Here is a 20653-nt window from a genome sequence, read left to right on the forward strand (position 1 = left end):
TATATAAAAAATAACAGTTTGAATGTTGACAATTATTTCAATTATATGATAATCTTCAATAACACTATAACAAACCAAACAAAGGAGGGCATGACAATGATGATTTTATCCGTACGATACAAAAGCACAGCTGCATACATTGTCCATGTCTAACATTGTTATTTTTTATGCAATGAAAGGTATGGGTGCACCTTACCTTTTATAAGAGACGCATGCTCTTTTCAGGGGATGCGTCTTTTTTATTGCAAAAAAAGGTGATAGTGAACAGAAAAAGGAGTGTATGTGTATGCAAAACATCACAAGGAAATTAATTTTCAATAAGGAATTGCTAGATAGTGGGTAGCGAAGATGTAAAGCATTTAGGAAAGAAGGTATTGAAGTATGTTTGATGTATTAAGTAAATTAAGTTGGTTTTTTAAGCAATATTGGAAGCAATATACCATAGCGATTGTACTCTTAATCATTGCGAGTGGATTAGAGGTTATTCCACCGTATTTACTAGGGTCTATTATTGATATTTTAACTGCGGGCACAATGACAACAGCTATTTTAACGAAATATTTGTTGATTTTTGCGGCTATTATTGTTGGCGGTTATGTCTTGAATTTTGTTTGGCAATTTCGATTATTTGAAGGTGCCATTAATTTAGAGAAAATGTTACGTCGCAATTTAATGCAACATTTTTTGCGTATGACACCGACATTTTATGAAAAAAATCGCACTGGTGATTTGATGGCACGAGCTACAAATGATTTAAACGCCGTGTCACTAACTGCGGGCTTTGGAATCATGACACTGATAGACTCGACGATATATATGGGCTGTATTATTTTTGCAATGGGTTATATGATTTCGTGGAAGTTAACGTTTTTTGCCATGTTGCCAGTGCCCGTTATGGCTATTCTTATTCAGTATTTAGGAAAAATTGTGCATGAACGGTATATGAAAGCGCAGGACGCCTTTGGTGAATTAAATGATAGTGTCCTTGAGTCAGTAGCAGGTGTTCGAGTTGTAAGGGCATATGTACAAGAAAAAAAGGACGAAGCAAACTTTGCAGCAATGAGTGAAGTCGTTTATGAAAAAAATATGCATACGGCAAAAATCAACGCTTTATTTGGACCCATCACGAAAGTAGGGACAGGGATTAGTTATGTTGTGGCACTTGGCTACGGTGCACATTTAGTATCGACTGAGGCGATGTCATTAGGGCAACTTGTAACATTTACTGTCTATTTAGGATTAGCGGTTTGGCCAATTTTTGCGATTGGGGAACTTATTAATGTGATGCAGCAAGGAAATGCCTCATTAGACCGTGTACAGGAAACGTTACGCTATAAAGCGGATGTACAAAATAGTGCAACACCGCAAGCTGTAGCAACGCCAAATGCAATCGGGTTCAACGATTTATCTTTCCAGTATCCAATGAGCCATGTGAAAAACTTGGAACGTATTTCATTGTCGCTAAAAAAGGGGCAAACACTTGGTATTGTTGGAAAGACAGGTGCAGGGAAAACAACCTTCTTACGACAGCTGCTACGAGAGTATCCAATTGGAGAAGGTCAGTTGTCCATTGATGGCATTGATATTACGGCTCAAACAAAAGAGCAGTTACTCGATTGGATCGGCTATGTGCCGCAGGATCATGTATTATTCTCCAGAACAATTCGAGAAAATATTTTATTTGGAAAAGAAGATGCTACAGAAGAAGAGCTGAAACAAGCGATTCATGCAGCCTATTTTGAAAAAGATTTAGCCCATCTCCCAATGGGGCTTGAAACACTTGTTGGAGAAAAAGGGGTATCACTTTCAGGAGGTCAAAAGCAACGTGTATCAATTGCGCGGGCACTCATTAAAGACCCTGAAATTTTAATCCTTGATGATTCACTTTCAGCGGTAGACGCTAAAACGGAAGCTAAAATCATCGAAAATATTCAGCGTGAACGACAGGATCGAACGACGATTATTACAACCCATCGATTATCGGGAATTCAACATGCCGATATGATTATTGTGCTTGATGAAGGACAAATAGTAGAACAGGGAACACATGAACAGCTCCTTTCACAACAAGGCTGGTATAAAGAACAATTCGACCGTCAGCAGCTAGAAGGGGGTGCCTCATGAGTACGAGTCAACGCTTAACACGCTATGCAATGTATTTTAAAAAACCAATATTTTTAGGGTTATTTTTCTTAACCATTGCTGTCTTTACCGAACTTGTCGGGCCATTTATTGCAAAGCATATCATCGATAATTATATGACGATCGGTCAAATAGAAATTAAACCGATTACGTGGTTGTTACTATTGTATTTAATTTTGGCGATTGCTACAGCGGTTTTACGTTACTTTATGTATATTTATTTACAAATGGGCGCAAATCGTGTTGTTCAAAAATTACGTAAAGATGTATTTGAACATATTCAAACGTTACCGATTCAATATTTTGATAATTTACCAGCAGGGAAAATTGTTGCGCGTGTAACCAATGATACCGAGGCAGTCCGCAATTTATATGTCCAGGTGCTATCAAATTTTGTGACAAGTTTAATTTCAATTATCGGTGTATATGTAGCGCTGTTTATTTTAAATTGGCAAATGGCGTTACTGGCATTAGTCATGGTGCCTATCATTTATGTATGGATGATTTTATATCGGAAATTTGCATCGAAATACAATGATGTTATTCGCACAAAGATTGCAGATATCAATGCGATGATCAATGAATCCATTCAAGGTATGACAATTATTCAAGCATTCCGACGTGAGCAACAAATGACGAAGGAATTTGATGATATGAATAATGAACACTATGCCTATGAGCGTAAACTATTAGTGCTCGATTCGGCGACTTCATTTAACTTAGTGAATACGTTAAGGCTTTTAATGTTTACGATTTTTATTTTCTATTTTGGGACCCAATCGATGACGACAACGCAAATTATTTCAGCAGGGACTTTATATGCTTTTGTCGATTACTTAACAAAACTCTTCAATCCAATCACCAATATTGTGAATCAATTTTCGCAGCTTGAACGCTCGCTGATTGCAGGGAAGCGGGTGTTTGAGGTGTTAGATATAGATGGAGAGCCCGTATCTGAAGTAAGTCTACCAAGATATAAAGGCAATGTCGTGTTTGAGGATGTTTCCTTTGCCTACAAAAACGATGACTATGTTTTGAAAAACTTAACATTTGAAGCACATCAAGGAGAAACAATTGCACTTGTAGGTCATACTGGCTCTGGAAAAAGTTCGATTATGAATTTATTATTCCGCTTCTATGACCCATCTAAAGGCAAGATTTCGATTGATGGTATAGATATTACAACGGTTGCTCGTCAATCTATGCGTGAGCATATGGGGATTGTTTTACAGGACCCTTATTTATTTACCGGTACGATTGCGTCCAATGTGAGTTTAAATAACCCGAAAATCTCTCGACAAAAAGTGGAAGATTCTTTAAGAGCCGTTGGAGGGGATCGCGTGCTTGCAAATTTACCAAAGGGTTATGATGAACCAGTGATTGAAAAAGGAAGTACATTATCTTCTGGTCAGCGGCAATTAATATCTTTTGCACGTGCATTAGCCTTTGATCCAGCCATTTTAATCTTAGATGAAGCAACGTCAAATATTGACACTGAGACAGAAGAAATTATTCAACATGCAATGGATGTACTGAAAAAAGGGCGCACAACATTCATTATTGCCCACCGTCTGTCAACAATTAAAAATGCGGATCGAATACTTGTCTTAGATCGTGGAAATATTGTGGAGCGTGGTACCCACGATGAGCTATTAGCACACGGTGGCATTTATGAAAAAATGTATCAAATGCAAGCGAACTCTTTGCAGTAAAAGTAAGGACAACGCCCCACTTTTCTAAGTGGGGCGATAATCTTTATTAATTCTTAAAAAGTGCCAACAAACTAATTTTTAGCAAAAAATTAGCAAAGTCTTATGCTCCTTATTTTGAAAGAATTTTTTCATTTGAAATACTTCAACAACAACTAATAAGAGAGATTTTCATTTCTTGTTATTTATATAATCGAAAAAACCTGGACAATTAATATGGTTCAACAGGTCTATTTTTTCTAAGATTTTTATTTTTATTTCTTGTTCTAAATCCTCGCGCTCTTGTACGGACGTGCTTTTTAAAATATTTTTAATTTTCTGATTAAAATCTCTAATAATTTCCTCGTAGTTTAATTCTTGTTTACTTTGCAATTTTCCCACATCCATTATTCAATAATTTAACCTTTAACTTTTTAATAGCAGTCCTTAAATTATAAGAAATTGTTTGCGGAGACTCATTTAAAATTTGTGCTATCTCTTTATTGCTTAAATTTTGGCTATATTTTAAATCTAATATTAATAATTGTTTACTAGATAATGTTTTTATAGCATGGAATAGCTCTTCACTTGAAATTGATTGTAAAAGCCTTTGGCTATTTAAAACTGTATCGTATAAGTCATTTTGCAGTTCTAATTGTTTAGAAGGTAATTCGTGAACATTGTTTTCATCCTTTACAAAAGAAGATAAAAATATATTTCGACTATAATAACGATTAACTTTCTTATCAAAATCTATTGAAAAGAAATGAATTAATTTGTTAATATAGCTGATTACCTTTGCTTTTTTGTAATGAGCTTTAAAAGCATTGTCCAATCGGATTTTATTTTCAGGGCATGGCTCTGCTAAGAAGGATGATAGTAAATCACGATTTTTTTGATCTTGTAAAAAGAAATGAATGACAGGATCCATTTTTTTTCGCTCGAAATTAGTTAGAAAGATTTTTATATCCACGTTTACTCCTCCCTTATAATTAAGTATAGTTACTTCTCTCTAGTAGCCAAATTTCGCATAAATCTCTCCAGTAATAATTTATAGCTTATATAAAATAAAGAGATTTCTTTCTTTAAAAAAACAAAAAAACAGAACATTTATTCTGTTTTTGATGATAAAAATTATTATATACAATAAATTTTGTTTTTTTTGATTTATTATCTCTTTAATTAATGAACCATTCATTAATTGGAGGATTAATAAATGACAATAAAATTGAAATGGGCGAATAGAAGTATCATTCGTTTCGTGATTTACCATTAGGCAATTTATTTAAAAAGAACTAGGGAGGAGAGAAGTAAATGAACATAGAATGTTTACTCAAATGCTTTTGCCAATCTCGAAAAACGCAATCTTTCTTTTTAAAAAACTTTGAAACTGAACAGCTTAATACAGAAGAAAAAAAGTTACTTTCTGAGATTATATTGGATGCACAAAATATCTCAAATAAAATTAAAAACTTTTGTAAGTTGTACGATTAATTTCTTTCGTTAGGAGTGATTATTATAAATAGAATCGCTTTAAAACCATACAAAATACAATCTTATAAAAAGCAAAAACAATATCCTACTTCTAGTATAGATATTATTAAAGCAAGAGATGTTTGGGAACAATCCAACAAAGGACAAGGAGTTGTCGTCGCTATAATTGATACAGGTGTTGATACAACACATCCAGATTTGATTGACAAAATTATAGGTGGCTATAATTTTTCGTCAGATGATGGGGGAAACAAAAAAATTTATACTGATTATAATGGTCACGGCACACACGTAGCAGGTATAATCGCAGCTGAAAATAAAGAAATGGGTGTATTAGGCGTTGCACCTAATTGTAAGTTACTTATTTTAAAGATTTTAAATCGCTTTGGCAAAGGCTCGTATAATGGATTAATCAGTGCACTTCAATATATCAAAAAATGGCGAGGACCCAACGGAGAAAAGGTTCAAGTTATAAACTTGTCTTTAGGTGGCCCCACTCATAAAGATGAGTTATATACAGTCATTAAAGAATTGCATACATTAGGCATAGTCATTGTCGCAGCAGCTGGGAATGAGGGTGACGGTTTATCTACAACGGAAGAAATATCATTTCCTGGTTTTTATAAGGAAACATTATCTGTCGGTTCAGTTAATCAACAACTTGCCCCTTCAATATTTTCAGAGTCCCATCTCAATATAGATTTTGTGGCTCCAGGAGAAGGTATTCTATCAACGCACTTAAATGGCGAGTATGTAGAATTGAACGGTACTTCCATGGCAACACCCCATGTTTCAGGAGCAACCGCACTAGCACTACAGTTAATTAAACCGTGTGCACCACCACTTATACCGGCACAAGTAAAGTATTACTTTTCAAAGAATGCATTAAAATTGGACTTTCCAATTAATCTGGTAGGAAATGGATTAATTCAGTTGAAATAATGTTTGATAGTGATGAATTATTCAGCAGAGGATGTTAAATGATTGCAAACTTTAGCTTTCTTATCGTGGAAAAAGCCTACTTAGATATTAAATTATCGACTGTAGAAACTCTAACGAAAAAATTAATGATAGCAAACCAATGTAAAAATAATAGACAAAGTCGAAACACTCGACTTTGTCTATTATTATGTAACTTCTTTATAAAGGTATAATATTTCGATGCATTAAAAAATAATTTAACGCTCACCTATCAAGAAAAGTAGTATAATTGACAAGAAAATACCAAGGAAATAAAGCCACAAAACAATATAAGGGGTATACTTCCAAAATCCTTTTTCCTTTTTTATAAAGCTTAAAATACTAAAGATTATTCCTACGGCAATTAAAATTCCTCCAACTAAAATTACGATTACCGCTTCAATTTGAAAATAATAAAAGCAAGCAATTACAATAAGTCCTGCTACAGAAAATAATGCTGATAACTTCCCGCTTTTACCAAGCATAATTTCCCTCCTTATTAATATTTCTTACTTTCTCAAGTCCTATGTATATATACTGATTATATCAAAAAATAATAGACTTGGCGATTCTTCATACAAGTTAAAGACGCAACCTTAGAGTAATTCTAAAGTTGCGTCTAACGCTTGTATGAATCAATCATTGAAATGAGGTGGCACTCGGAATTGAACCGATGAAAGATGTTATATAACTAGTTTTTTCCCATTTGGCAATATAACTTAAGAACACGAAAGTTATTATTGATAGTGACTTTAGTGGATGTTAGTAAGAAAATTAGCAGCCCATTGCAACCATTTTTGCAGAGAACGCCCCAACGATACGTGATGTCCCTGCTTCATCTGTCTGATTAGCACATTCGATAATAATACGGTCACAGCCACAACGTTCAGGATATTTCGTATTTGCATCATAACAATAATCGTGATATTTACAGCAATTGTCTAATGCATTAACAGTAGGACCTGAACCACAGTTCGCCCCGCACCAGTTATATCTAACAAGTGGGTTAAATGGATTTCCTTTATAACGGAAAGAACAACAACCGTTTTGAAGACAAGGTAAACCCCACCCCTGTGCACTAAGTACATCATCGTCTTGAAAGTCATCTGATGTTATATTCTTGTAATCTTCTGGTATCGTTAACTTACTATCAGAGGACAACTGCTCCCATTCATTTAATAGTTCATCATCTAAATACATAATAGTCTTCTTAATTTCTTGTTCTATATCTAATGATACAACTTTCACTAAGTAAGATGTTCTGTTTGTCTCAGTGTTTATTGTTTTGAAAATAGTACCAATAAGAAAATTATTAAATTGTAGGAAGGTGGTTTTTTGTTTCACTTTTGTTTTGTTTTGTTCATTGAATTCGTTGAATGCATAAACAGAATAAGTAGTTTCGTAGTCTACTTGTTCTATTTTGGGGGCATTGAATAATTCTTCTTTATTCAATTTATCAAGTGCTTTTGTTAATAGCGCTTGGCTCTGCTGATCTAAAGTACTTACTCCATCGGATAGTACTTTTCTTACTCGAATATCAGTAATGTTCATTCTTATTCCTCCTTTGGTGGTTTATACTATATAAAAGAGGTATGTTATAAAGAAAAAACAAAAATTAAGCTAAACTAATTGGCTCGTAATACCAAAAGAAGGAAGTGAAATCCTTAATGAGCTATTAAATATGTGAGAACATCAATGCAACAGCCCTAATAAAATTTTTAACACAGTCTAAGCCCCACTTTGCTAAGTGGGGCTTAAATGTTGACGAAAGGCATCAAGAAATTCGCTCTTGATGCCTTTGCTTTATATTGTTAGGTGTTGAAAAGTGGCTTCTATTTTATTAAGTACTCTTCACATTTTGTAAGACATTGACAAAGAATAATAAAATAGAAAGGGCAACGGCAATTCCACCGCCAGATACGAACAGTTCAAATAACCAATGAGGCACATCTAAGTAAACCATCATCATCCCAACTAACAGAAACGGTAAACCGATATTGTAAAGCCAAAACTGTGCCTTGGCGAGCCCTGTTTTTGCAGCATCCTTAAAATGACAATAAACGAGCCCTATGAATCCCGTAGTTAGCCAACCAACGACACCAATATGTGCATGTGTCGTCTTCCATTGAAGTTGAATTGCATAATGCATAAACAGTCCAAAAGCGATTGTAAGTATTAAATAGAAGATCGATATTTTAATCCATTTTGCGCCCATCGAAACCAACTCCTATTTTGAAAGTGATTTTAGCTAGCTACTACAGTCTATTCATGTCGAAAAAAAAGATGTCTGTCCACTTCAGAAGAAGTTAGAATGGCTGTTGAATTGAAAAAATAAGCGCTTTTACTTAAAATAAAAAATAATTAGAGAATATTTTATCAAATGGAGGTTTTATGGAAAAGAAAATTGTTATATTGACGATGCTTCTAACATTGTGTTGTTACCCATTGCTATTTGTTGAACAAGCACAGGCAAATGAGCAAACGATGACGAATAAAATCAATACAATCATCGCTAAAAACTGGAAAAACAATGAATATAGTATTACGGTGCGAGAAATGGAAAAAGGAGACGTTCTTTATAGTAAGCATGGGGAAAAAATGATACGTCCCGCATCCACTCATAAATTGCTTGTTAGTGCTGCGGCATTAGATTTACTCGGCTCTGATTATCGTTTTGAAACGAAGGCTTATGTGGATGGTCCCATTGAAAATGGTGTATTACAAGGAAATATTTATTTACAAGGTGGGGGCGATCCAACATTATTACCTGTCCATTTAGAAACATTCGCCAATGGGCTGAAAAAATTAGGAATCACCAAAATTACAGGTGCATTGATTGCTGATGATTCGTGGTTTGATGACGATCGATTAGCCAAAGGAATAGTCCCACAAGAAGAGGCATTCTCTTATGCATCACGTATTTCTGCTCTAACGCTCTCACCGAATGACCAATATGATGTCGGCAATGTCCATGTAAAAGTAACTGGCACTAAAATTGGACAAGCAGCCAAAATTCAGCTTTTACCATATGCAAGCACAATCCCCATTGTCAACAAAACAAAAACTGTGAAAAAGGGTGAGAAATCGACCGTCAAAATCACAAGAGAATATGGAACAGACCGAATTGTTGTAACAGGCAATTTACCAGCAGGTACAGAAAAAAATACATATGTGACTGTTTATAATCCAACAATGTTTACGCTGGATGTATTACGAGAAAAACTAGTAGCAAAAGGAATTCAAAAAATGCCTCTTACCGAAGGGAAAGTACCAGAAAATGCACAGCGAGTTGGCATTACTTACTCCATGCCATTAAAGGATATGAATTTTCGATTTTTAAAGTTAAGCATTAACGGCATGGGAGAAATGCTAACTAAGCAATTGGGAAGGGAGCTTCTTGGAGAAGGAAGCTGGTCTGCGGGCATTGAAGCCATTCGCACCTATGGTATAGATAGTGGATTAAATATGGACCAATGGTACTTTGAAGATGGCTCAGGCTTAAATCATCAAAACCGCGTTAGTAGTATGCAGGAAAGCTTATTACTATTTAAAGTTCGACAAAAACCTTGGTACTTCTCGTATTTGGACGCTTTACCACATGCGGGACGAAAAGGAAAGCTAGTTGGAGCAACATTAGAAAACCGCTTGAAAGGCTATAGTGTCTCAGCTAAAACGGGCTATATAAGTGGTACCTATGCGTTAAGTGGCTATGTTAAAGGGAGAAGTGGCAAGTGGTATATTTTTAGTATTTTAACGCAAGGAAATAAAGGTTCAGCAATCGCTACGATTGATGAAATTGTCAAGCAAATTGCCAATGAAATGTAAAGAGTTTCAATAGAGTGAGCAATCTAGTTTAATTATGAATAATTTAGTGATAAACTATTTAACGATTAATGAAAAGGAGCTGTTCACTCATGGGCAAATTACAAGACAAAGTAGTAATTATTACTGGTGGAGCTGGCGGTATCGGTAGTGGTATGGCAAAAGCGATGGTAAAAGAAGGCGCAATCGTCACGATTGTAGATTTAAATGAAGAAACAGGGAAAGCAATGGAAAAGGAATTGCAAAAAATTTCTCCAAAATCAATGTTTTTACAGGCAAATTTAATGGATCGTGCTAATTTGCATAAAATAATCGATACAGTTGTTGAAAAATACGGTAAACTAGATGTATTAGTTAATAATGCACATGCTTCAAAACAAGCAACGATTGAAGATACAACGCAGGCTGATTTAGATTTATCATTTGATACTGGTTTTTATCCAACATTTTATTTAATGCAAGCGGCATTACCGCATTTAAAAGAAACAAAAGGAAATATTATTAACTTTGCTTCTGGTGCTGGAATTGCTGGTCATGAAACACAAGGTGCGTATGCTGCAGCAAAAGAGGCAATCCGCGGTATTTCTCGTGTAGCGGCAAATGAATGGGGACGTTTCGGTATTAATGTAAACTTAATTAGCCCAATTGCAAATTCACCAGGTGTACAAGCATGGGCAAAAGCACAACCAGAATATTACGAAGCTGTTAAAAATAAAATCCCAATGGGCCGCTTTGGTGATGTAGAAGATGACATCGGCCGTGTAGCAGTATTTTTAGCATCAGAGGATTCACAGTATATCACAGGTCAAACACTTATGGTTGACGGTGGTTCAATCATGCTTCACTAATTTTCTCGGTTATTGTTCGAGGAGGATTTTTTTGACACAGACAAGTATTTTTAAACTCATTCATATGATTGATCAGATGAATAATGCTAATATTATACGTTTTACGAAAGGTTTTCCATATCCGCTAGGCATTTCACCGATTTTAGTTTTAAGTGAACTAAAAATTAAAGGTCCGCAAAGACAGGCAGAATTAGCGGAAACGATTGGTTATACGAAAGGTGCTATGACAAGCATTGCTGAAAAATTAGTAAAACTAGGCTTAGCAGAAAGACTATACGATGAGGCGGATAGACGTACGATTCGTTTACAAATTACGGATAAAGGTGTAGAGGCATTAATAAAAGCACAAGAGGTTGGAAAGGACGTATTTATTCAGCTTTTTGAAGTATTGAATGATGAAGAGATTGCACAATATTTATCTATTCAAGAAAAGTTAGTGCAAGGAATACACGACAGAAATAATCAATAAGAAAGTTGCGTTTTTCAGTAGCTTGGAGAAATACCTTGAGCGTTTTTTTGCTCAAGGTATTTCTCTTTTTTTTGTAATGATTGCGTTAAAAATGCAAACCAAATCGAAAGGCTTGTGCCTGAAAAATGATTATGCGATTGAGATGGTTTTATTGGCGAATTTTTAGTTGACTAAATAAATCTTTTTTTAAAATAAACGTAAAATCGACAAAAAAACTTTATAATTGAAGGGAAATTTGCTATTCTATACGGTACAAAAGGGGTTTTTACATACATAAAGGAATTTTTTCTTACTGTAGGGAAATGATAGAAGGTAGGTTAAAAAGTAACAAGATAAAACAGCGCATTTACAAACAGGATTGCCAATTTTACATATTAACGAATATAAAGACGCATATTTAGTAAATACTAGTGTACGTCTTTTTTTCGTCCAATATGCATATAAATAGACCATATAAACTTTTTTCCAACCTAAAACGTCAAAAAGAGGGGCAAATTTTTTAAAAAGCTAGAGAGGACTTAAGTATGGAAAAAAACATGAAACGAATGAAAGAAAAGAAAAAAAAGAGTAAGAAGAAAATATGGCTTTGGATAGTAGGTAGCCTATTAACAATTTTTTTAATATTTATAGGTACAGCTTATTATACTATTCAGAAAACGATGAATAAAATAAATACACCTTTAGTTGAAGCGACAGACATTACTGAAGAAGCGCCAAAAACAATGAAGAAAAAAGAACCGTTTTCTGTGCTGTTACTAGGTGTTGATGAACGAAGCAACGATAGTGGCCGCTCAGATACAATGATTGTCATTACGGTCAATCCTGAAAAACAAACGATGAAAATGTTAAGCATCCCGCGAGATACACGTACCGAAATCATTGGTCATGACACAGTAGATAAGATTAACCATGCATATGCTTTTGGAGGCGTACCAATGGCAATGGATACAGTTGAAAATTTGTTAGATATTCCACTCGATTATTATGTATTTATTAATATGGAAGGGTTTCTACAAATTATAGATACGCTTGGTGGTGTTACGATTCAAAATGATATGGATTTAACCTATGATTCATACCATTTTCCTAAGGGAGAACTATCTTTAAATGGCGATGAAGCACTTATTTTTTCACGTATACGTTACGAAGATCCACGAGGGGACTTTGGTCGTCAAATTCGTCAACGTCAAATTATTGAAGCGGTAATGAAAAAAGCTTCTACACCTTCCGTAATTTTAAAGGCTAGTGATATGCTCGATGTTGTCGGAGACAATGTCCGCATGAATTTTACAGTGAAAGATTTAATCCAGCTACAAAGTATATATAAGAAAATGGATAGTAGTATAGAGCAGTTATCATTTGAAGCAGAAGGAGGGAAAATGATTGATCGTATTTGGTATTATGTACCAGATGAAACAGAGCTTCAACAAATACAAACAGAGTTAAAAACCCATTTAGAATAACGCACGATCATTTGGCTACAATAGTTGTAAAAATATGTTTGCGAAGGGAGCGAGATGAATGAATGGGAGGACCCAGGTGCTTAGGTATACAGCATTAAATAATTGCATGCAAAGCTATGTACCTAAACGGAAAGTACAAAAAAGTCCAGTTAAATTCATGATGCAACAGCTACAACTATTATGTTTTAAAATTTTTATGTAATACAAAAAAATCATTCAGGTAGGATGCATGCCTAGTTGAATGATTTTTTTCGTTATAAAATGTGCTAGCAGTTTTTTATTTCGTTTGAAATATCTGAAAATTTAGTGTATAATTTTTTATAAGAAATGGTTGAGGGAGTGATTGTGATGATGATTGGTACAATATTGTTAGCTATCGCGTTGCCTGTTGGGATTGTATTAGCAGTTGATTTATTTAACGAGCAACATCACTCTACTACATAAAGCAACTAGTTGATGTACATAAATAGAATATATTTTCCAAGACACAAGCGACTGAGCTTATGTCTTTTTTTCATGGTATGGAAACATTTTGTGTTTTTATTCGTCAATAGACACTAGTAAATGCTATACTATTAAATAAAAAAGTATCGGGGAATGAGCATGCAAGCAGAAAAAACGAATATGAAAAAAGAAATTCTATCCTACATTAAAATTATTGTCGTGACAGCAATCGTCGTCTTAGGCTGTAAACAATTTTTATTTGCACCGATAAAAGTACAAGGTGCTTCTATGTATCCGACATATGAGGATAAGGACATTATTATTGTAAGTAAAACAAGTAAAATTGAACGCTTTGACCAAATTGTCTTTCAATCTCCGACTGAGGATGAATTATATATTAAGCGTGTGATAGGGCTTCCAGGGGATACAGTCGAAATGATCGATGATGTATTGTATGTAAATGGAAAGGCCTATAAAGAAGATTATGTAAATCGTCAAACTGATGATCCGAGTCAACTACGCATTACCGAGAATTTCACATTAGAAGGTTTAACGAATGAGAAAAAGGTGCCAGAAGGTAAATACTTTGTCATGGGTGATAACCGTTTGAAAAGTTATGATAGTCGCCATTACGGCTTAATTGCAAAAGATGCTATTTATGGAGAAGCAAAATTGACACTTTATCCATTTAAGCATTTTCACATTGGCATTGAATAGAGACCAACGATAAAAATTCAAAAGGGGGCAGCTCATTGGAAATGGGCATGCCTCCTTATTTTCTTTATTTTGCTGATAATGCTTTACACACTTTATAAGAAGGGTAGTAAACGCAAACTGTTGAATCTTCAACTTTTTCTTTTAGTGGATGTTGTCTCTTTTCTAAGCTAGATGTTGGTTGATCGATTGAGAGCTCTTCTACTACTAATTCCGCGCCATAAAATAGCATTAAAAAATAGCATACTAATCCAAATATCCGCAAACAATCACCCCATTGCTATATTTCATGTCTATTACTATGTATGGTCGAATGATAAAAAATATAAGCAAAAAGCTAAAAAAATATATAAAAATAAATTGAGCTTATGTAAAGTACTGCGGGTGTTAGCAAATAGAGTGATAGAAAAATGTTGTAACGCAAAAATCCATATGCTAATATAGCTAAAGTAAAATAATGATCTGTATAACCTCAATAATATGGATTGAGGGTCTCTACCAGGAACCATAAAAATCCTGACTACAAAAATTTGCTTGCATTTTGTAGTCAGGATTTTTTTATGCTGTTACAAAATGGGAGTGTAACAGAAAGGTGATTCCATGAATTGGAGAGTATTTATATTGGCTGCTACTACTTTTGCAGTTGGATTGGTAGAGCTAATTGTAGGCGGTATTTTGCCATATATCGCAGATGATTTGAACGTTTCAGTTGCAACAGCAGGACAATTAATTACCATTTTTGCACTAGTATATGCTATTTCAGCGCCTGTCCTTTTATCGTTAACTGCGAAAGTGGAAAGGAAGCAGCTTTATCTTATTTCATTGTTTTTATTCACATTGGGGAATGTCATGACCTATTTCAGCCCAACCTTTGCCATTGTGATGATTGCAAGAATCATCACAGCAATGAGTACAGCATTGGTAATTGTGTTGTCTTTAACAATTACAACAAAAATAGTAGAGCCAAGACATCGTGCCAAAGCGTTAGGGCTTATTTTTGTCGGCGTCAGTTCGGCATTAGTCATCGGTGTACCAATGGGCATTTTTATTACCGAAGCATTCGGTTGGCGTGCCGTTTTTTTAGGGATTGCAATGCTGTCATCTGTATCCATGATTCTAATATTTATGATTTTAGAAAAAATGCCAGTTGTTGAAGTGGTGCCATTAAAAGCTCAAATCAAGTCATTAGCTAATTGGAAAATAGCAAGTGCGCATTTAACAACACTGTTTATGTTGGCGGGGCATTATATGCTTTATGCCTACTTTACGCCATTTTTAGTTGAAGCATTTAATTTAAGCTCTTCTTGGATCAGTATTTGTTATTTAGTATTCGGTCTCGCTTCAGTAAGCGGAAATGCAATTGGTGGTTGGTTAAGTGACCAAATTGGTACAGGCAAATCGATTGTTATGATTATCGCAACATTTGCCATCGTGCTGTTCAGTATTCCGTATACAATTGTCGCGTTTCCCTTATTTTTAGTCGTGACAGTGTTGTGGGGAGCGCTTAGTTGGGCACTTACACCACCGTTACAAAATTATTTGATACAAACAGATCCTAAAACATCGGATATTCAACAAAGCTTAAATACTGCCGCCTTACAAATAGGTATTTCGATAGGCTCTGCAATTGGTGGGGCTATGTTTACTGTTACAGGTTCGGTCATGCATTTAGCAAGCTTCGGTGCTATTTTAGTGTTAGCTGCATTAGGTTGTGCCATTTTTTCTTTAAAGAGAGCGCCGCTTGCAGAAAATCTTCATTTAAATGACTTATAAAAATCATTTATGCTAAACGTAAATTATGATATAAAGCAGGACTATGATTGTTGGAAATAGAATGTAAGAGAAGAGAGGGAGGCTGGTAAATAAATGCAGGTAGATTTAACGGAATTTGAAGGATTGAATGTGAAAGTTGTCGCAACGATTGATCACACGCTTTATCGGAACGTTGGTGCCATTATTTTATATGAAGAAGATTCACACATTTTATCTGTACGAAAACTGAAACGAAAAATCGCTGATCAATATATACCAACAGACGAACTCGAAAATTTTATATTTGATTCACAAGCTGATGCTATTAAATTTACACATAAGTTAACTAGAATGAGTGCGCTGGATTATTTGTTAGTGACAAACAGAGAAAAACAGTTAAGTGAATAGCCGTTTAGGTCGCCTTGTAAAGTACGAGACGACCTAAACAATTGCTTTATTGCTCGTTTTACATTGTAGAGGGAGCAAGTAACCAACTTTTTTTGTGACTAAGGGCAATTAACTTTGCGCCAAGATTGGCATACTTCATATGAAAGACTTGATATTTTGTAGAGAGCATATGCTCGATAGACATGTCCATCGCTTGACTGACTGAAATTAACGAAGAAGCAATATTCATTGATAGGATGGCACTGATTTCGCAATCATTTACTGCTGTCTTGCCTCGAATCTTAGCAATTTGTAAACTTCCTTGGTCAATGGATAGTGGTGGGGCAAGTACGCCATTTTCTTTTAATAGCTTCTCTAGTTGTTTATTTTCCTCTTTTAAATATTGAATAAACTCCAAAATAATAACTTTTAACTCTCGATTCACGGCATGCTTGAAAAAGAGATGATTGGTCGCTATATAGCCATTATTGACCCCAAGTTGTTTCCAAATTGCAAACACTTCCTTAAAACGTAGAGCGTCTAAATTTCGCTTTGACATTTTCATTATTGCACGTCCTAACTCATTTTATAGTTGTTGATTGTGAGATTAGGATGGGATGATTTGTTATTTTTTATACATTTATAGGAAAAGTAGTCATTATCAATTTGGTATGTGTGTCATCTAGCAAAACGTATGTACAATATTTGTTTGAAGGCTTCGCCACTTTACTTCTGCTTTTTCTCTGTTTTGCTCTTTATATAGAAGTCTCGTCACGAAGCATTCCTTATCTACCATCATGCTTTTGTTGTTTTATTTTTAAAGCTCCTAATCGTGGTCTTTAAGGACGCATAATTCCCAATGGCTGCGTATCCATAAAAAAGGCCCATAAATACACCTGCTAAAAAATTATGTTTGTGGCTAATAAAAATAGAAATCATTAAACCTAGAGCCAGAGCGATTGCTGGGACATATTTAGGTTGAATAGGGAAAAAAACTTTAATTGCTTGAGTCAGGATCATGACAACCGGTACGGCAATCAAAGCATCCCAAAAATTTGTATGGATAATAGGAAAGCCCATTGTTTATACACCTCTTTTATGCATGATGAATAATAGTTAGACTTTCCATTCTGAAATGTTTTATGCATTTTTGTAACGAAAACCAATAGACTTCATGTCATGAATATTCGTAACCATTTTGATACATATATGGATAATGGTAATAATTTAGGTTGTAAGGCGGGTACATTTGCATAAAATTGGGTGAGCTAGAGGGAGTGGGAATGGATTGGTTGCATTCTTTTGGAGGACCGATATAAGTCGTAGGAACAACAGGCGCAATCGTTTGTTTCCATACATTTTCATCTAAGCAATACGTATGCGCCATAATTGCTGTTGGTGTAAATTTCAAAATATCAGAACCTAAAATAACTTCGGGTGAAGGGGCATCAAAAATAGCGAGTATATGCGTGTTGTCTGCATTCGCGACGATATAATGCCACCAACCCTGTGGAATATTTGTTACCTGTCCAGATTTTATTGGGTAATTTTGAATTTGTTTTGTAAAAGGATTTAATAAGGAAACGGTAGCAGCACCAGAAATACAATAAACAAGCTCTCCTGCATTTTGATGATAATGCGGTTCTACAACATTATTCGTACTTAGAAATATATCAAGCAAGGATACATTTTCTAATGTATTTAATTGGGCAGTACCGAGAATGTTGATGTAGTTTTGATTATCCTTTTTAAATAGGGGGCTTGTATTTACATCAAACGTAAACTGCGTGGATGGAGATGTGTAGTCGATGGGCAAAATCATACATCCTTCCTTCATGTAAGTACATGTTCGTTAATATCACAGATTATGACTATAGATGTTGGTGCTTTAAGCGAACGCCTATGAAAGAGCTAAATAACAAAATTGCGCGAGGGGTTTTAAAATTTTTATCTAATAATCAATCATTATTTTGTATTTCAATTATGACCTCTTTTTCAAGTTTAGAATGCTGTTGTTCAGAATTCCCTTGAGATTTTAGATTGAACCAGATAAATAAGTTTAAAACATTTAAAATTACTATAATGATTATAATTGCGACTGCAACTTTTACCCAATTCATATGTACCTCACTTCCTTTTTATTTTTTGATTGGATTTAGATGAGTTTATAAAAAATTATAATATATTTCTGATAATTAATGAAGAAATTAGTTGCTTTAAACGATTAAAATACAGTTTCTGCATTTCCTATTTTTCAGTCAGTGTCCCAGTGGTGAAAATTTATGAATACCTAGTTGTCTTCTACATAACAATACAAGTCTAAACATATAAATAAAGGTAGCGAAAAAATACTAGTGTTTAACCATTCATAGAATCAAATCTAGTATTTTCACAATTCAACTACACCCTATTAAAAATTAAGGAAATCTTAAGTTTCAGCTTAAGTAAAAATTAAGATTTATTTTCTATACTATAAAAATAAGGAAATTACGAAACCATTTGAAGAATTAAAACGTATTGGTATTAACAGAACAATTGAAGTAGGTGACGAAATGGTATATACCATTTACATAGTATTGACAAAAACAGGGACCTTATTATCGAAAGCAATAGGGATGTATACGGGAAAAGAGATGAACCATGCTTCCATCGCCTTTGACCAGGAACTTTTTGATATGTACAGCTTTGGGCGAAGACAGCTCAATAATCCTCTAAGTGGCGGATTTTTAAGGGAAAATGCAGAAGCTGGTCTTTTTGAATATGCGGATTGTGTGATTTACCGTTGTCGTGTTTCGTATTATCAGTACTTAGAGATGGAAAAAATTGTACACTATATGTATTGCAATCGAGATCGATATAAATATAATTTTATAGGGCTTTTTGGTGTGATGATGCAAAAGGAAGTACGTAGAGAACGCGCTTATTTTTGTTCGCAGTTTGTGGCAACCCTTTTAAAAATCGGTGGTCTGAAGATTTATCAAAATCCAGCGTTAATGACCCCCGACTGTATTGCACAGTTACCTTATTTAGAAGAGATTTTTGCTGGTAAACTAGCAGATTATTTACAAGGTGTGCGACAACCCGCAATGCTGTATGGTTAAAATCACCTTATTTAATTCCGTTGTATGCCTATCGAATACATGTAAGACATTTTTTTGATATAATGATTGAATGAAAAGAGGCGGGTGATAAAGGTGCAAATCATTGTAGTTGAAGGTGTACCTTATCATTGGGTGCAACCGTTACAAGAAATTCATGCACATGTATTTGAAGGTGCACATCTTACTCTAGAAAAACTGGAAAGTAAAAAAGACCTGCTTTGTTTATTTGCCGTGGAGAAACAGGAGATGATAGGATTTAAATTAGGCTACCCACATTCTGATGGCGTTTTTTATAGTTGGTTGGGCGGTGTTCACGAAAAAATGCGAGGTCAAGGTATTGCTAGTCAATTGATGCGAAAGCAACATGAAAAAGTGCTAGAACTTGGCTATAGTAAAGTTCGTGCATACGGTAGAAATAAGCGCAAAACCATGCTCATCACAAATATTCACCATGGTTTTGATATTGTATCGACTTTTATTGATGATAAAGGTCGACATAAAATAGTGTTTGAAAAATTATTGAATTGAGGAATGTATGATGAAAGCATATTTAGCGAATGGGTTATTTTCTTTAGGAGATCGCTTAGTAAATGAACGGTTAGCAACGGCAATTCGACAAGCGATACCAGATATTGAATTATATGTTCCACAGGAGAACGATGCGATTAATGATAAGGCATCCTATGCGGATAGTTTAGCCATTGCAGAAGCGGATTTAACAATGCTACAAACGAGTGATGTTTTAGTGGCTGTGTTAGATGGTGTAGAAATTGATTCTGGCGTAGCGGCTGAAATCGGTGCATTTTCAATGCTGAACCGCCCAATCGTTGGGGTATTTACAGACGTCCGTCAACAAGGGCGAGAAAATATGATGAAAATAGAGGCGCTTATACGTGATGGCATTGAAAATCAATTTGTTTACCGTAATTTATTTGTTATCGGTTTAATCAAGCGCAACGGTGTCATTACGACTTCTATTGACGATGCTGTATTAGCGGTTCAAGAACTACAACAATAAGGAGGAATGGCAATGCTTTTAACAACAACGGATGTTGTTGCAGGAAAAGAGATTGAAGAAACATTAGGTTTGGTTAAGGGCAATTCGGTCCAATCGAGAAATATTGGTCGCGATATGATGGCGGGGCTTCGCAATATTGTGGGCGGTGAAATGAAAGAATATGCCGAAATGCTCGTGCGCTCCAGAGAAATTGCTACACGAGCTATGGAAGAAGAAGCGCAGCTTTTAGGAGCTGATGCGATTGTAGCCGTCCGATTTTCCACATCATCTGTTATGGACGGAACTTCTGAGGTTTTAGTCTATGGTACAGCCGTAAAATTAAAAAGTTAACTACTATAAGAGGACTTCAAC

23 protein-coding genes and 1 riboswitch are annotated in these 20653 nt (G+C 34.9%); of the genes, 15 read left to right on the forward strand and 8 right to left on the reverse strand.

The features are described 5' to 3' along the window. Positions 1-381: 381 nt before the first annotated feature. Positions 382-2124, forward strand: a complete 1743-nt coding sequence (locus LS41612_RS10005) for an ABC transporter ATP-binding protein (protein WP_024361008.1) — start codon at positions 382-384, stop codon at positions 2122-2124. Next, the gene (locus LS41612_RS10010) at positions 2121-3854 is read left to right on the forward strand and encodes an ABC transporter ATP-binding protein (protein ID WP_024361007.1); all 1734 of its coding nucleotides are present in this window, start codon (positions 2121-2123) and stop codon (positions 3852-3854) included. The genes LS41612_RS10005 and LS41612_RS10010 overlap by 4 nt, the downstream gene beginning before the upstream one ends. A gap of 358 nt (positions 3855-4212) precedes the next feature. Here LS41612_RS10010 and LS41612_RS10020 read toward each other — a convergent pair whose 3' ends face one another. After that, positions 4213-4803, reverse strand: coding sequence for a sigma-70 family RNA polymerase sigma factor (locus LS41612_RS10020; protein WP_024361005.1), 591 nt, complete (start codon positions 4801-4803; stop codon positions 4213-4215). Positions 4804-5339: 536 nt separating this feature from the next. On the opposite strand from LS41612_RS10020, the gene LS41612_RS10030 reads away from it, so the two are divergent. After that, the gene (locus tag LS41612_RS10030) at positions 5340-6266 is read left to right on the forward strand and encodes a S8 family peptidase (RefSeq protein WP_233433841.1); all 927 of its coding nucleotides are present in this window, start codon (positions 5340-5342) and stop codon (positions 6264-6266) included. A 236-nt stretch (positions 6267-6502) separates the two neighbouring features. On the opposite strand, the gene LS41612_RS10035 is transcribed toward LS41612_RS10030, so the two are convergent. From LS41612_RS10035 to LS41612_RS10045, 3 genes are all read right to left on the reverse strand, one after another. Further along, entirely contained in the window at positions 6503-6769 is a 267-nt protein-coding gene (locus LS41612_RS10035; RefSeq protein WP_024361002.1) for a hypothetical protein, read from the reverse strand. A gap of 289 nt (positions 6770-7058) precedes the next feature. Beyond that, positions 7059-7835, reverse strand: coding sequence for a phospholipase A2 family protein (locus tag LS41612_RS10040; protein WP_024361001.1), 777 nt, complete (start codon positions 7833-7835; stop codon positions 7059-7061). A gap of 289 nt (positions 7836-8124) precedes the next feature. Beyond that, on the reverse strand, positions 8125-8499 hold the full coding sequence (locus LS41612_RS10045; protein WP_024361000.1) for a hypothetical protein: 375 nt from the start codon (positions 8497-8499) through the stop codon (positions 8125-8127). Between the two features lie 176 nt (positions 8500-8675). Here LS41612_RS10045 and dacB point away from each other — a divergent pair, with 176 nt between their 5' ends. From dacB to lepB, 6 genes are all read left to right on the forward strand, one after another. Further along, positions 8676-10109 (forward strand): D-alanyl-D-alanine carboxypeptidase/D-alanyl-D-alanine endopeptidase, encoded by a 1434-nt coding sequence (gene dacB, locus LS41612_RS10050; protein WP_024360999.1) that lies wholly within the window; start codon positions 8676-8678, stop codon positions 10107-10109. A gap of 89 nt (positions 10110-10198) precedes the next feature. Next, positions 10199-10954: an SDR family NAD(P)-dependent oxidoreductase gene (locus tag LS41612_RS10055; protein WP_024360998.1), complete on the forward strand. Its 756-nt coding sequence runs from the start codon at positions 10199-10201 to the stop codon at positions 10952-10954. Positions 10955-10985: 31 nt separating this feature from the next. Continuing rightward, on the forward strand, positions 10986-11423 hold the full coding sequence (locus tag LS41612_RS10060) for a MarR family winged helix-turn-helix transcriptional regulator (RefSeq protein WP_024360997.1): 438 nt from the start codon (positions 10986-10988) through the stop codon (positions 11421-11423). A 524-nt stretch (positions 11424-11947) separates the two neighbouring features. Then, the gene (locus LS41612_RS10065) at positions 11948-12886 is read left to right on the forward strand and encodes an LCP family glycopolymer transferase (protein WP_024360996.1); all 939 of its coding nucleotides are present in this window, start codon (positions 11948-11950) and stop codon (positions 12884-12886) included. 348 nt (positions 12887-13234) lie between these two features. Then, positions 13235-13330 carry a hypothetical protein gene (locus tag LS41612_RS10070; RefSeq protein WP_029747072.1) on the forward strand — a complete coding sequence of 32 codons (96 nt, stop codon included), beginning with the start codon at positions 13235-13237 and terminating at the stop codon, positions 13328-13330. A gap of 159 nt (positions 13331-13489) precedes the next feature. Then, positions 13490-14047, forward strand: a complete 558-nt coding sequence (gene lepB / locus LS41612_RS10075) for a signal peptidase I (protein ID WP_024360995.1) — start codon at positions 13490-13492, stop codon at positions 14045-14047. Between the two features lie 64 nt (positions 14048-14111). Here lepB and LS41612_RS10080 read toward each other — a convergent pair whose 3' ends face one another. Further along, the gene (locus tag LS41612_RS10080; protein WP_024360994.1) at positions 14112-14309 is read right to left on the reverse strand and encodes a hypothetical protein; all 198 of its coding nucleotides are present in this window, start codon (positions 14307-14309) and stop codon (positions 14112-14114) included. 177 nt (positions 14310-14486) lie between these two features. Continuing rightward, a riboswitch (purine riboswitch) is annotated at positions 14487-14587 on the forward strand. 57 nt (positions 14588-14644) lie between these two features. Here LS41612_RS10080 and LS41612_RS10085 point away from each other — a divergent pair. Next, positions 14645-15817 carry an MFS transporter gene (locus tag LS41612_RS10085; protein WP_024360993.1) on the forward strand — a complete coding sequence of 391 codons (1173 nt, stop codon included), beginning with the start codon at positions 14645-14647 and terminating at the stop codon, positions 15815-15817. 93 nt (positions 15818-15910) lie between these two features. Further along, positions 15911-16204, forward strand: coding sequence for a hypothetical protein (locus LS41612_RS10090; RefSeq protein WP_024360992.1), 294 nt, complete (start codon positions 15911-15913; stop codon positions 16202-16204). Positions 16205-16262: 58 nt separating this feature from the next. On the opposite strand, the gene LS41612_RS10095 is transcribed toward LS41612_RS10090, so the two are convergent. From LS41612_RS10095 to LS41612_RS10105, 3 genes are all read right to left on the reverse strand, one after another. Then, entirely contained in the window at positions 16263-16748 is a 486-nt protein-coding gene (locus tag LS41612_RS10095; protein ID WP_024360991.1) for a DUF3231 family protein, read from the reverse strand. Positions 16749-16978: 230 nt separating this feature from the next. Then, the gene (locus tag LS41612_RS10100; RefSeq protein ID WP_024360990.1) at positions 16979-17263 is read right to left on the reverse strand and encodes a hypothetical protein; all 285 of its coding nucleotides are present in this window, start codon (positions 17261-17263) and stop codon (positions 16979-16981) included. Between the two features lie 97 nt (positions 17264-17360). Beyond that, the gene (locus tag LS41612_RS10105) at positions 17361-18005 is read right to left on the reverse strand and encodes a cupin domain-containing protein (RefSeq protein ID WP_024360989.1); all 645 of its coding nucleotides are present in this window, start codon (positions 18003-18005) and stop codon (positions 17361-17363) included. Positions 18006-18735: 730 nt separating this feature from the next. On the opposite strand from LS41612_RS10105, the gene LS41612_RS10110 reads away from it, so the two are divergent. The 4 genes from LS41612_RS10110 to LS41612_RS10125 all read left to right on the forward strand — a co-directional run bounded on the left by LS41612_RS10110 (position 18736) and on the right by LS41612_RS10125 (position 20632). After that, positions 18736-19284, forward strand: coding sequence for a hypothetical protein (locus LS41612_RS10110; protein WP_024360988.1), 549 nt, complete (start codon positions 18736-18738; stop codon positions 19282-19284). A 93-nt stretch (positions 19285-19377) separates the two neighbouring features. After that, positions 19378-19812, forward strand: coding sequence for a GNAT family N-acetyltransferase (locus LS41612_RS10115; RefSeq protein ID WP_024360987.1), 435 nt, complete (start codon positions 19378-19380; stop codon positions 19810-19812). Between the two features lie 7 nt (positions 19813-19819). After that, positions 19820-20302, forward strand: a complete 483-nt coding sequence (locus tag LS41612_RS10120) for a nucleoside 2-deoxyribosyltransferase (RefSeq protein ID WP_229386950.1) — start codon at positions 19820-19822, stop codon at positions 20300-20302. A 12-nt stretch (positions 20303-20314) separates the two neighbouring features. Beyond that, complete coding sequence (locus LS41612_RS10125) at positions 20315-20632, forward strand: YbjQ family protein (protein WP_024360985.1); 318 nt, start codon at positions 20315-20317, stop codon at positions 20630-20632. Positions 20633-20653 lie beyond the last annotated feature (21 nt).

The sequence above is a fragment of the Lysinibacillus sphaericus genome, assembly GCF_002982115.1.
Taxonomy (GTDB): Bacteria; Bacillota; Bacilli; order Bacillales_A; family Planococcaceae; genus Lysinibacillus; species Lysinibacillus sphaericus.

Excerpts from the sequence above, each read along its gene's own strand:
- LS41612_RS10005 (WP_024361008.1), top strand. The coding sequence starts at position 382 with ATGTTTGATGTATTAAGTAAATTAAGTTGGTTTTTTAAGCAATATTGG.
- LS41612_RS10010 (WP_024361007.1), top strand. The coding sequence starts at position 2,121 with ATGAGTACGAGTCAACGCTTAACACGCTATGCAATGTATTTTAAAAAA.
- LS41612_RS10035 (WP_024361002.1), bottom strand. The coding sequence starts at position 6,769 with ATGCTTGGTAAAAGCGGGAAGTTATCAGCATTATTTTCTGTAGCAGGA.
- LS41612_RS10040 (WP_024361001.1), bottom strand. The coding sequence starts at position 7,835 with ATGAACATTACTGATATTCGAGTAAGAAAAGTACTATCCGATGGAGTA.
- LS41612_RS10045 (WP_024361000.1), bottom strand. The coding sequence starts at position 8,499 with ATGGGCGCAAAATGGATTAAAATATCGATCTTCTATTTAATACTTACA.
- dacB (WP_024360999.1), top strand. The coding sequence starts at position 8,676 with ATGGAAAAGAAAATTGTTATATTGACGATGCTTCTAACATTGTGTTGT.
- LS41612_RS10055 (WP_024360998.1), top strand. The coding sequence starts at position 10,199 with ATGGGCAAATTACAAGACAAAGTAGTAATTATTACTGGTGGAGCTGGC.
- LS41612_RS10065 (WP_024360996.1), top strand. The coding sequence starts at position 11,948 with ATGGAAAAAAACATGAAACGAATGAAAGAAAAGAAAAAAAAGAGTAAG.
- LS41612_RS10070 (WP_029747072.1), top strand. The coding sequence starts at position 13,235 with ATGATGATTGGTACAATATTGTTAGCTATCGCGTTGCCTGTTGGGATT.
- lepB (WP_024360995.1), top strand. The coding sequence starts at position 13,490 with ATGCAAGCAGAAAAAACGAATATGAAAAAAGAAATTCTATCCTACATT.
- LS41612_RS10085 (WP_024360993.1), top strand. The coding sequence starts at position 14,645 with ATGAATTGGAGAGTATTTATATTGGCTGCTACTACTTTTGCAGTTGGA.
- LS41612_RS10090 (WP_024360992.1), top strand. The coding sequence starts at position 15,911 with ATGCAGGTAGATTTAACGGAATTTGAAGGATTGAATGTGAAAGTTGTC.
- LS41612_RS10095 (WP_024360991.1), bottom strand. The coding sequence starts at position 16,748 with ATGAAAATGTCAAAGCGAAATTTAGACGCTCTACGTTTTAAGGAAGTG.
- LS41612_RS10100 (WP_024360990.1), bottom strand. The coding sequence starts at position 17,263 with ATGGGCTTTCCTATTATCCATACAAATTTTTGGGATGCTTTGATTGCC.
- LS41612_RS10105 (WP_024360989.1), bottom strand. The coding sequence starts at position 18,005 with ATGATTTTGCCCATCGACTACACATCTCCATCCACGCAGTTTACGTTT.
- LS41612_RS10110 (WP_024360988.1), top strand. The coding sequence starts at position 18,736 with ATGGTATATACCATTTACATAGTATTGACAAAAACAGGGACCTTATTA.
- LS41612_RS10120 (WP_229386950.1), top strand. The coding sequence starts at position 19,820 with ATGATGAAAGCATATTTAGCGAATGGGTTATTTTCTTTAGGAGATCGC.
- LS41612_RS10125 (WP_024360985.1), top strand. The coding sequence starts at position 20,315 with ATGCTTTTAACAACAACGGATGTTGTTGCAGGAAAAGAGATTGAAGAA.